The sequence below is a fragment of the Pseudomonas sp. CF161 genome, assembly GCF_000416215.1.
Taxonomy (GTDB): Bacteria; Pseudomonadota; Gammaproteobacteria; order Pseudomonadales; family Pseudomonadaceae; genus Aquipseudomonas.
In genome coordinates this window covers 1-11,195 of sequence record NZ_ATLP01000042.1, presented here as the reverse complement: position 1 = coordinate 11,195, position 11,195 = coordinate 1, and the positions used below count along the sequence as shown (strand labels likewise).

Below are 11,195 nucleotides of genomic sequence, written 5' to 3'. Positions count from 1 at the left end.
CCCCGCCAGGGCGGCAGGCCCGGCGCGCGCCCAGGCGCGGATCGACGCCTGGGTCAGCCGCCTGCTCAGCCTCTGAGTCCTCTGCAATGCACCCGCCCTCCCCCCAGCGCCCCTTGTCGCACCCGGTCCCGGACTGGCGCCAGGCGCTGCTGGGGTTGCTTGGCCTGCTGCTGGGCCTGGGGGTTTTCATTGCCCTGGAGCACAGCATTACCCCGCGCTACAACTGGGTCACGCCGCTGGATGAGCTGATCCCGTTCATCCCTCATTCGTGGTGGCTGTATGTGCTGTTTTTCCCGTTTGTGGTGCTGGCGGCGGCCTACACCAGCGCCGACGGCTTCAGGCGCTTGCGCAGCGCCACCGGGCTCGCGTTCGCAGTCGCCCTGCTGTGCTTCTGGCTGTTCCCCGAGGTCGTGCCCCGGCCCGATATCGGCACACTGGACAATGCTTTTCTGCAACAGCGCCTGAGCCGGATGTGGCAGCTGGACCTGGCGTCCAATGGCTGCCCCAGCCTGCACGTGGCAGTCACCGGCCTCGCCTGCCGGGCGCTCTGGGATCACCCCCGGCGCTGGCTCACCGCAGGCGTCGGGCTGCTGATCGGCCTGTCGACCCTGACCCTCAAGCAACACACGCTGGTCGATGTCGCCGGCGGTATGCTGCTGGCCCTGGCCTGCGCCCTGGCCACCCAACGACAAGGAAGCAACGCCCGTGTCCCCGTCTAACTCCCGTGCCGGCAACAACCAGGCGCTGAATGCCTTTGCCCCAGCCGCCGAGCTGTTTGCGCTCAAGCCCTGGATCAGCCTGCTGGCGCTGCTGGCCGACTGGGGCCTGATCGCTGCGGCGTTCGCCGGCGCCATCTTCTGGCCGCACCCCGTGACCTACCTGCTGGCGGCACTGCTTATCGCCCGCAGCCAGTTGGCGCTGGCGGTGATCATGCACGAGAGCGCCCATGGCGTGCTGTTGCCGCGGCAGCAACTGAACGACCTGCTCGGCCAATGGTGCGCCGCCGGCCCGCTGTTTATTTCGATGCAGACCTACCGCGCCGGGCACCTCAAGCACCACCTGCATCCCATGCAGCATGACGACCCGGTGGTCGCGGTGTTTGGCCTGGGGGACTACCCGCTGCCACGGGGCAGGCTGGCGACGCGGCTGCTGGCGGATTTATGCGGGGTGGGTTACGTCATCAGCGCCTTCAGGTTCGCCCGGGGCGACTACCGCGCGATCATGCCCAAGGTCGACAAGTCGCCACGGCAAGTGCTCTCGGAAGTCGGTTCCATGCTGGTCAGCAATGGGCTGTTGTTCGGCCTGCTGGCCTGGGCCGGACACCCCTGGCTCTACCTGGGGTTGTGGCTGCTGCCGGCGATCACCCTGCTGCCGCTGATGGGCCGAGTGCGGGCGATCATGGAACATGCCGGCCTGCCCGCCTGCGACGATCAGAGCCAGAACGCGCGCAGCATCGTGCGACCGAACTGGCAGACCTTTGTCTTCGGCCCCCACGCCATCCACTACCACATCGAGCACCACCTCTACGTGCGGCTGCCCTTCTACCACCTGCAGCGGGTGCATCGGCAACTGGTAGCGCAACAGTTGGTGCCGAGCCGCAATCTCTATAACGGCTACATCGGGGTCCTGCGGGACGTCAGCTACCCGGCAGCAAAATCGCCGGCCTGACGCCCCGGGCCAATCAGCCCGCCGAGCGCGCGAGGCGGTGCATGACCAGACCGTAAAACAGCAGGGCCAGGGCCGCCAGCGATCCGCCGCCGAGCCCTATGTAGGCGAAGCCGAGCTGACCGCCAACCCAACTGCCCAGCAGCGCACCGCCGCCAATGCCGATGTTGTAGATGCCGGAAAACATCGCCATCGCCACATCGGTGGCGTCCGGCGCCAGCACCAGCACCTTGGATTGCAGGGCCAGGCCAAAGCCCATGATCGCCATGCCCCAGACCACACTGAGAATCCCCAGGTACTCGACCCCGGCGCTGGCCGGCCACAACAGCAGCAGGCACAGGGTGAGCAAGGTCACGGCGGTCATCAGGAAGCGCTGCGGGCCGTAGCGGTGAAACCAGCTGAAGCACAGCGACCCCAGGATCCCGGCACCGCCAAACAGCAGCAGGATCAGGGTCACCATCTCACCGCTGAGGCCGGCCACTTCCTGCACGAAAGGTTCGATGTAGCTGTAGGCGGTGAACTGCGCGGTCACCACCAGCGCCGTCAGCACATACACGGCCACCAGCGCCGGGCGCTTGAACAGCAGCGGCAGGCTGCGCAGGGAGCCCGAGTTCTGGCTCGGCAACAGCGGCAAGGCCCGGGTCAGCCAGAACACCAGCAGCGCGGCGAACCCGGCGATCACCAGAAAGGTGGTGCGCCAGCCCATGGCCTCGCCCAGCAGCCGGCCCAGGGGAATGCCCAGCACCATGGCCAGGGACGTGCCGGTGGCCAGCAACCCCAAGGCCTGCACCTGCTTGCCCTCCGGCGCCAGGCGTACGGCCAGGGACGCGGTAATCGACCAGAACAGGGCATGGGACAGCGCCACGCCGATCCGGCTGAGCAGCAACATGCCGAAGCTGGTGGCGAGGCTGGACACAATATGGCTGGCGATAAACATCCCGAACAGCACCAGCAACAGCTTGCGGCGCTCGACGTTGCGCGTCAGCAGCATCACCGGCAGCGACGTCAGGGACACCACCCAGGCGTAAATCGTCAGCATCAGCCCGACCCGCGCGGTGGACAGATCGAAGCTGCTGCCGATCGAACTCAACAGCCCCACCGGCACGAACTCGGTGGTATTGAACACAAAGGCCGCCAGCGCCAGAGCGATGACCGGCTGCCAAGTAGCCTGAGGTGTAGCCGCAGAATTGCTCATGTAAAGGTCGTAATACTCTATCGATGATCAAACAGGCCCAGACTGGGCCCAAAGCTGCGGGCAAAGCGGCGCATCCTGGCGAACGGCACCCGCAGGGCATGCATTCTATAGGCTTGTGCGGCGCCTGTTTGCACTCATCGAACGGATTTTCAAGCCAGCCGCCTGCGGCCCGGTACTGGCATTGACCTGCGGTGGATCCGGACGGGGGTCCGCCCGAGGCTTAAAAATACTTGAGCCAGGCAATGTCCCGACGCCGCGCCTTGAGCGCCGAAAACCAGCGCACCGGCGGGTACAAGGCCAGGGCCAGCACCCCCGCCACCAGCCAAACCGCCCACACCGAATCGAAGCCGAAGTAGCGGCCCTGATTCAGGCCCAAGCAAGCCACGGCCAGCAGGTACAGGACCTTCAACACATACAGGTGCAGCAGGTAGAAAAACATCGGCGCCGAGCCGAACACCGTCAACGGCAGGAGCCAGCGACTGCCCTGGCGGCGCTCGAACCACAGCAGCAGCAACAGGCCGAGGCTCAGGGTCAGGCTGATAAACAGCAGCGACGGCGGGTACTTGGTGATGTTGAAAAAACTCATCAGGGTTTGCACCCAGGTCTCCCCCACTGCCCACGGCTTTTCGCCATAGCCATTGAGCAGACGCAACAGCCCAAACCCCACCAGCCCGCCCAGCCCCGCCACCAGCAGGCTGCGCTGGCGCAGCGCAGCATCTGCCGCCCTGCCGAACCAGGGGCCGAGGGCGTAACCCAAGCCGATCACGCCGATCCATGGCAGCACCGGGTACGAGGTGCGCAGGCGCAGGGTTTCGGAAAACTCGATCCAGCCGCGGTCATGCAACACCGCCCACGGCACGTGCAACGCCGACTCCGGCGCAAAGTGCAGGCCGTCCAGCAGGTTGTGCCCGGCGATGATCGCCAGGCTCAGCAGCACCAGCAGCGGCCGTGGCAGCCAGACCATGGCCGACAACGCAAGCATGCTCAGGCCGATGGCCCAGATCACCTGCAGGTAGATCACCGTCGGCGGCAACTCGAAGGTCCAGGCGACGTTCACCAGGGTCATTTCCAGCAGCACCAGGAACAGCCCGCGCTTGAACAGGAAGGCGCAAACGTCCGCCTTGCCGGCGTACTTCTCGCCAAACAGATAGGCCGACAAGCCGGTCAGCAGCACAAACACCGGGGCGCACAAATGGGCCAGGGTCCGGCTGAAGAACAAGGCCGGCTCGGTGCTGGCCACATCCATGGGGTCCGTGACCTGGCGATGCAGGAAAAACGTTTCACGCACGTGGTCCAGCAACATGAACACAATCACCAGCCCCCGTAGCGCATCGATGGAAAGCAGGCGACCGGCAACGGAGGGACGAACAACAGTTTCAGGCATGGAGTTTTCGCAACACAGGGGGTGAGGGTTCTGCCTGGGACACAGCGCAGAACCGGATGTGCAGTTATCTTATAACATTGTGCTTATTCGCGAAAATAACCTCGTGGAAAATCCCTGAAATGAGGGCGCCTGCTCCCGTTGCGATGGGTTGGCGCGGCCGTGCACAGCGCCCGACTGCCTGCCCGGGCCAACCCCGCCAACCCAGGGTTGACCCCCTATCCGCAGCCGAATACCGGTTTACTCCGCCGAGCAGTCGCGCGGCGTAACGCCCTTCTCCTTGGCATAGGCCGCAGACTTGGCTTCGATCAGTGGACGCAGGGTGGCGCGGTCCGCTTGCAGCCAGTCACTGACCAGCACCCACTTCTGCCCGTCCCACTGTTGCACCCGGGCGGAGCCGCCGCCTTCGTGGTCGGCGCAGGACAGTTTCAACGGTGCCAGCAGCCCTTCGAAGCCCATCGCCTTGAGGCGTGCGGCATCGATGTCCAGGTGCTCGAACGCCCAGCGGGTTTCCTCGCCGTTCAGTGGACGCTGGCCGAACTTGGCCTGGCCGGTGCGCAGCGCTTCCACCGCAATCGCGGCGTTGATCAGGCCGATGTTGTAGTAGACCTTGCCGAAGTAGCTCGGGTCCTTGAGGTTGCTCTTGCCGGCATCGAGGAGGTGTTGCTTGAGCCGCTGATGGATCTCGAAACCATCGCCCCCCGGGAACGGCGCCAGCGCCTGGTAGCCCTTGGCGGCGGTGCCGGCGGGAATCACATCGGCCTCGGACCCGGCCCAGACGTCACCGATGATGTGGTCCACCGGGATGCCAAAACGCACTGCGGTCTTGATTCCCACCGGAGTCGACACGCCCCAGGTGCGCAAAAACACCCAGTCCGGGTTGATCTGCCGCACCTGGCGCCATTGGGTCGATTGCTCGCTGCCCGGATCCGCCACCGGAATCTGGATGTTCTCGAAACCGTACTTCTGCGCCAGCAGTTGCATCGGCGCCTGGGTTTCGCGGCCGTAGGCCGAGTCGTGGTAAACGGTGACGATCTTCTTGCCCTTGAGCTTGTCGAACCCGCCCTCGCGCTGGGCGATGTAATTGATGCCCACCGACGCCTGGCCGTAATAGTTCAGCAGCAGCGGGAAGGCATAGGGGAACACACTGCCGTCGGTGGACTCGGTGCGCCCGCCGGCCCCGTCGATCAGCGGGATATGGTCGACGGCCGCGCGGTCCATCAAGGCATAGGAGGCCGGTGTGCTGTGGGTGAAGAAAAACGCCGTCGGCGCACCGTCCAGGCCTTTCTTGTAGCGCTCATAACATTCGATCACCCGGTCGGTGTTCCACTCGGTCTCGCATTCCTGCCAGACCAGCTTGACCCCGTTGACCCCACCCTCGACCTCGTTGATGTAGCGGAAATAATCGATCTCCCCGGCCCACCACGGAATCCCGCTGGAGGCATAGGCGCCGACCCGGTAAGTGGCCAGGGGAATGAACTGCTGGTTATCGGCGGCCTGGGCGCCCGCCGGCGACAAGCCGGTAAAGAGACCGAGGGCCAGCAGGCTGGCGGCCAGGGTGCGATGCAAGGTTTTGCGCATGGGGGTGGCTTCTTATCAAGGGTGAGGGGTCGCCCTCCCGTGGCCGGGTCGAGTCATCGGTTGCGCCTGACCTGAACCACAATCCATGCCAACAATAAAAACACGCAAAATCAGAGGCTTGACGCCGACGCATCGAGACCGGCGCTGTACGCGGGATGACAGTCTATTGATCGACTGTTGCTTGACGGACAGTGCCCGGAGACCGGGCCACTCACTCCATCGGGTATGCCGTCGACACGCCTTGAGGCAAATCGCCAGCACCGGCACTTCTGGCGCTTGCGTTCGGGACGGCGGCCCCGCTAACATTGCGAATAGTTCTTATCCGCAGATGCGCCTCCATGTCGACCGCCGAACTGCCCGTGCAACACGCCGTCAATGTGCTCTACACCGAGCACCACGGTTGGCTATTGGGCTGGCTGCGAAAAAAGCTCGGCTGCCCGCAGAATGCCGCCGACCTGTCCCATGACACCTTTGTCCGTATCCTTTCTTCGCGCGAAGCCCTGGGTGGCATGCGCGAGCCGCGGGCGTTCCTCACCACCACCGCGCGGCACCTGATTATCGACCGTGCCCGCCGGCGCAAAATCGAAGACGCCTACCTGCGGGAACTGGCGCTGACCATTGACCTGCTCGAAGGCTGCCAACAGTCGCCGGAGCAGATCCTGGTCACCCTCGAAGCCCTGGAGCAGATTGCTTTCGTCCTCGATGGCCTTGGCCTGAAGGCGCGCCAAGTGTTCCTGATGCACTTTCTCGAAGGCCTGCGCCAGGCCGAGATTGCCAGCCGCCTGCAGATTTCCGAGCGCATGGTGCGCAAGCATCTGATGAATGCCCTGGTGCATTGCCACCATGCATTGGATGTGTAACCGCTGATGGGCGAGCCGAAACCGACGATTGAAGAGCAAGCGGCCAACTGGGTGATCCGCCTCGGTGAAGGCGAACTCGACGCCCACGAGCAACAGGCGTTCGAGCACTGGAAAGCCCAGGACCCGCGCCATGCCGCCAGCTTGGCGCGCCTGCAAGGTTTTGTCGGCCACCTGCAAGCCCTGAGCGCGCAGCAGGCACCGGTCCAGGCGGCGCTCGATGCAGCCCTGGTCAATCGCCGGCGCCACCTGGGCGCCACGGCCGTACTCGGGGTGCTGCTCGCCCTGCCCCTGGCCCTGATGCTGCGCAGCTACCCACCGAGCTACCTGCTGGCCGACCAACGCACGGCGCCGGGCGAATGGCACAGCCTGCGCCTGGAGGATGGCTCGCAGTTGATCCTGGGCGGCAACAGCGCAGTGGACATCACCTTCAACGGCCAGCAGCGCGAAGTCGAATTGTTGCGCGGGGAAATCCTCGTGCAGGTCGCCCACGACCCCGCCCGACCATTCACCGTGGTCACCGACGACGGACGCATGCAGGCGCTGGGCACGCGCTTCACGGTGAAACGCGAAGCGCCGGGCACCCTGCTGACCATGCTGGAATCCAAAGTGGCCGCCAAGGGCGCCCACAGCAGCGTCGAGACCCAGGTTCAGGGCGGGCAACAGGCACGCATCACCCCGGAGCAGGTCAGGCTGCTGGGGACCGTCGACAGCGCGTTGTTCAACGACGCCTGGCAGGCCCATCAATGGGTGGTCCAGGACCGGCCATTGCCGCAGGTGCTCGATGAACTGGCCCGGCAGTATGGCGGCCATGTGCAGTTCGACCGCGAGCAACTGGCCGACCTGCGGGTCTCGGCGGTGTTGCCGCTGGACGACCCGCGCCGCGCCCTGCAATTGATTGCCGATGCATTCCCGGTCCGGGTCCATTCCTACGGCCCCTGGTGGATCAGGGTTGAGCGCCTGGAGGCGCACCCGCACTAATTTCTGCAGGCAGGGTTCCGCTTTTTTTACCTGCCGCGTCAAGGAAGAAAGAACCCCATGACAGGAACTTCTTCCATGCCGTCAGATTGCATCCCAATGCCCCACACCCAGCGCCCCCGCTTGCCCTTCGCTCCCCTGGTCCTGGCCGTCAATCTGGCGACTTGCACCCTGCTGGGGCTTGGGCTGTGCATGCCCCTCGCGGCCCAGGCTCAGGCTCAACAGCGCTATGACATTCCCGCCGGCCCTCTGGGCCAGGCGCTGAACCTGTTCGCCCAGCAATCGCGAGTGGCCCTGATGTTCGACGCCAAAACCGTCGCCGGCCTCAACAGCCCGGGCCTGCAGGGCGAGTTCGAAATCAACCAGGGCTTTGCGCGGATTCTCCAGGGCAGCGGCTACCAGGCCCGGCACAGCGACAACGGCTTCGTGCTGATCCCCGCCAGCAGCACCGGCAGCCTGGAACTGGCACCCACCGCCATTACCGGGCTGAACAGCGAAGAAAGCACCACCGGCCACCTCAAGGGCTATGTCGCCAAACGCAACATGAGCGCCACCAAGACCGACACGCCGATCATTGAAACCCCGCAATCGCTGTCGGTGGTGACCAGCGACGAGATCCGCGACCGGCAATCGGAAACCCTGTCCCAGAGCCTGGACATGACGCCGGGCTTTACCAGCCAGCCAACCAGCTTCAACCGCACCTCGGACCGTTTCCGGATCCGTGGCTTCGATGTCGAGTCGGCCACTGGCGGCTCCTTGCGCGATGGCCTGCGCCTGCAGAACAACTCCTATGACGGGGTGCAGGAGCCCTACGGCCTGGAACGCGCCGAAGTGATCCGCGGCGCGGCCTCGGTGCTCTACGGCCAGCTGTCCCCCGGCGGCCTGATCAACACCGTCAGCAAGCGCCCGAGCCAGACGCCCTACCATGAAGTCAACGTGCAGGCCGGGCAGAACAACCGCAAGCAACTGTCCGCCGACTTCACCGGCCCCCTGGGCGACAGCGAGACCCTGAGCTATCGCCTGACCCTGCTCGATCGCAAGAGCGACACCAGCAGCGACCACATCGGCAACGACAAGATCTACATCGCCCCGGCCCTGACCTGGCGTCCGGACGATGACACCTCGCTGACCCTGCTGTCGTTCTACCAGAAGACCGAAACCCGCTTCTCCGCGCCGCTGCCTTATCAGTTGGTCAAGGGTGTGGGTGATAACCGCTACCAGATCGGCCGCCACGACTTTATCGGCGAGCCGGACTACGACGAAATGAACGGCGAGATGTCCGCCCTGGGGTATGAATTCGAACACCGCTTCGACGAGCACACCCGCATCAGCCACAAGTTGCGCTACTACCAGTCGGACGTGACCTGGCGTTACCTGCAAGTGAACACCACCAAGACCATCCTCGACAATTCGCTACGCACCGGCATATTGAGCCGCCAATACAGCGACCGTGAAGAGCGCTCCCGGGGCCTGGCCAGCGACACCAGCGTCGAAAGCAAATGGCAGCTCGGCCAATGGGACCACACCTTCCTGGTGGGTTTCGACGGTTACGACACCAGCTATGACTCGCACAATTTCCGAGGCAATGCGCCGGCCCTGGACCTGAGTACCTACCAGTATGGGCAGCCGGTGGTGGTCAATAAATCCCTGGCCCAGGACCGCGGTTCCCAAGTCGACACCCTGCAAAAAGGTATCTATTTCCAGGACCAGATCAAATTCGACGAACACTGGATTGCACTGCTGGGCGGGCGCCATGACTGGGCCGACCAGAGCACCGAGCTGTTTCGTACCTCGGCCAAGACCCATCAGAGCGATGAGTCCACCACGTGGCGCGCCGGCCTCGTGTACAAAGCCGACAACGGCCTGGCGCCTTATCTGAGCTACAGCGAGTCGTTCTTCCCGGTGGCGGGCGTGAACAAACAGAACCAGGCCTTTGTGCCCACCGAAGGCAAGCAGTATGAAATCGGTATCCGCTACCAGCCCGAAGGCAGCGCCACCCTGCTGAGCGCGGCAGTGTACGAACTGGTGCAGAAAAACGTCCTGACCCCGGACCCCACCGACAACACCTACTTTGTGCAGACCGGCGAAATGCGCTCCCGGGGCCTGGAGCTCGAGGCCAAGACCGAGGCCACCGCCAACCTGAGCCTGATCGGTTCCTACGCTTATATCGACGCGCGCATCACCAAGAGCAACGTCGTCGGCCAAGTCGGCCAGCGCAGCGAAGACACGCCCTACCACCAGGCCGCACTCTGGGCCGACTACCGCCTGGCCGAACTGGGGCTGCCCAAGGCCAGGATCGGCGGCGGCGCCCGTTACAAAGGCACCACCCAGGCTTCGGCAGTGCCGTCGCAAATGCCGGCCTACACCCTGTTCGACGCCCGGGCCAGCTACGAAATCGACCCCAACTGGGAAGTCGCGGTCAACGCCAACAACGTCACCAACAAACGCTACACCTACTGCGAAGCCGCCATCTGCCGCTATGGCGACGAGCGGCAACTGGTCAGCTCCATCACCTATCGCTGGTAAGCAGCGCCTGCAGAAACGGCGGCCGCGCTCTGCGAGACAGATCGCGGCGGCCGCTGCGCGGCCGAGCGGGAGCAAGCTCCCTCGCCACAGCAAGCCCCCTGCCCGCAACACGATCCGAGCATGTCCGGCCTAGCGATCCGTAAAACACCTCGAATACAGCCACCACAGTGTGGCGAGGGAGCTTGCTCCCGCTGGGGTGCGCAGCGCCCCTAAACTCAGCATTCGCCGTGTAACAGATAAATCGCGATAACAGCCACCTGCACCCTCGCCCCAGGCAAGGTTTCAAACCGCGCCACCCCCTACCCCCATTCATCAATCACGCTCCCCGCCCACCGGGCAGTTTCTGCATGAATCAGCACAAGTCTCCAGTGCTTAAATGAAATTTCTTATTCCGCTGTGCGAAAGTAGATTCCGTATTGACCACACAATTTATTGATGACAGGATCAATTTCGAAAAAAACAAACGCCCAGCGAAACAGATTCGGTCGCTGGGCAGGCGTCTCGAATACCACGCTGTCGACGCAAACGACCTCAGGCCTCCCCCCCTCTTTGGAGATTTTTGCGATGAGCCCCGATACCCCCCGCCCAGCCGTGGAGTCTGTCCTGCACGGAAACATCCTGGTGGTGACCCTCGACAACCCTCCCGTCAACGCGCTGGGGGTCGAGGTCCGACGTGGACTGCTGGCCGCGATCGAGCAGGCCGACAACGACCCCGAGGTGAAAGGCGTTCTTCTGGTCGGGGCCGGTCGCCACTTCGCCGGGGGCGCCGATATCCGCGAATTCGGCAAGCCGCCCCAGCCGCCGTCACTGCCCGAAGTGGTCAACCGCATCGAGAGCTGCCACAAGCCCGTGGTGGCGGCGATCAAGGGCGTGGCCCTGGGGGGCGGGCTGGAAGTGGCGCTCGCCGCTCATTACCGGCTGGCCGTCAGCGGCTCGCGGCTCGGCTTGCCCGAGGTCTTGCTCGGCCTGCTCCCGGGGGCCGGCGGTACCCAGCGCTTGCCACGCCTGATCG

At 64.4% G+C, this 11,195-nt stretch carries 9 protein-coding genes; 6 read left to right on the top strand and 3 right to left on the bottom strand.

The genetic code is table 11. The features are described 5' to 3' along the window. Positions 1 to 86 precede the first annotated feature (86 nt). Entirely contained in the window at positions 87 to 719 is a 633-nt protein-coding gene (locus tag CF161_RS07955) for a phosphatase PAP2 family protein (protein ID WP_020296047.1), read from the top strand. Continuing rightward, positions 706 to 1,668, top strand: a complete 963-nt coding sequence (locus CF161_RS07950) for a fatty acid desaturase family protein (RefSeq protein WP_020296046.1) — start codon at positions 706 to 708, stop codon at positions 1,666 to 1,668. Before CF161_RS07955 ends, CF161_RS07950 begins: the two co-directional genes overlap by 14 nt. A 13-nt stretch (positions 1,669 to 1,681) precedes the next feature. On the opposite strand, the gene CF161_RS07945 is transcribed toward CF161_RS07950, so the two are convergent. The 3 genes from CF161_RS07945 to CF161_RS07935 form a co-directional block, all read right to left on the bottom strand. Next, positions 1,682 to 2,860 (bottom strand): sugar transporter, encoded by a 1,179-nt coding sequence (locus CF161_RS07945; RefSeq protein WP_020296045.1) that lies wholly within the window; start codon positions 2,858 to 2,860, stop codon positions 1,682 to 1,684. A gap of 220 nt (positions 2,861 to 3,080) precedes the next feature. After that, positions 3,081 to 4,244, bottom strand: a complete 1,164-nt coding sequence (locus CF161_RS07940) for a DUF1624 domain-containing protein (RefSeq protein ID WP_043228879.1) — start codon at positions 4,242 to 4,244, stop codon at positions 3,081 to 3,083. A gap of 237 nt (positions 4,245 to 4,481) precedes the next feature. After that, entirely contained in the window at positions 4,482 to 5,822 is a 1,341-nt protein-coding gene (locus tag CF161_RS07935; protein WP_020296043.1) for an ABC transporter substrate-binding protein, read from the bottom strand. A gap of 338 nt (positions 5,823 to 6,160) precedes the next feature. On the opposite strand from CF161_RS07935, the gene CF161_RS07930 reads away from it, so the two are divergent. The 4 genes from CF161_RS07930 to CF161_RS07915 all read left to right on the top strand — a co-directional run. Next, positions 6,161 to 6,682 (top strand): sigma-70 family RNA polymerase sigma factor, encoded by a 522-nt coding sequence (locus CF161_RS07930; protein ID WP_020296042.1) that lies wholly within the window; start codon positions 6,161 to 6,163, stop codon positions 6,680 to 6,682. A gap of 6 nt (positions 6,683 to 6,688) precedes the next feature. Continuing rightward, entirely contained in the window at positions 6,689 to 7,660 is a 972-nt protein-coding gene (locus CF161_RS07925) for a FecR family protein (protein ID WP_020296041.1), read from the top strand. 75 nt (positions 7,661 to 7,735) lie between these two features. Continuing rightward, positions 7,736 to 10,183: a TonB-dependent siderophore receptor gene (locus tag CF161_RS07920; protein WP_020296040.1), complete on the top strand. Its 2,448-nt coding sequence runs from the start codon at positions 7,736 to 7,738 to the stop codon at positions 10,181 to 10,183. 564 nt (positions 10,184 to 10,747) lie between these two features. Next, a partial coding sequence (locus CF161_RS07915) for an enoyl-CoA hydratase/isomerase family protein (protein WP_020296039.1) occupies positions 10,748 to 11,195 on the top strand: 448 nt, incomplete at its 3' end.

Bases quoted from the DNA above. Each gene is read 5' to 3' on its own strand.
- CF161_RS07955 (WP_020296047.1), top strand. From the start codon at position 87: ATGCACCCGCCCTCCCCCCAGCGCCCCTTGTCGCACCCGGTCCCGGAC.
- CF161_RS07930 (WP_020296042.1), top strand. From the start codon at position 6,161: ATGTCGACCGCCGAACTGCCCGTGCAACACGCCGTCAATGTGCTCTAC.
- CF161_RS07920 (WP_020296040.1), top strand. From the start codon at position 7,736: ATGCCGTCAGATTGCATCCCAATGCCCCACACCCAGCGCCCCCGCTTG.
- CF161_RS07935 (WP_020296043.1), bottom strand. From the start codon at position 5,822: ATGCGCAAAACCTTGCATCGCACCCTGGCCGCCAGCCTGCTGGCCCTC.
- CF161_RS07940 (WP_043228879.1), bottom strand. From the start codon at position 4,244: ATGCCTGAAACTGTTGTTCGTCCCTCCGTTGCCGGTCGCCTGCTTTCC.
- CF161_RS07925 (WP_020296041.1), top strand. From the start codon at position 6,689: ATGGGCGAGCCGAAACCGACGATTGAAGAGCAAGCGGCCAACTGGGTG.
- CF161_RS07945 (WP_020296045.1), bottom strand. From the start codon at position 2,860: ATGAGCAATTCTGCGGCTACACCTCAGGCTACTTGGCAGCCGGTCATC.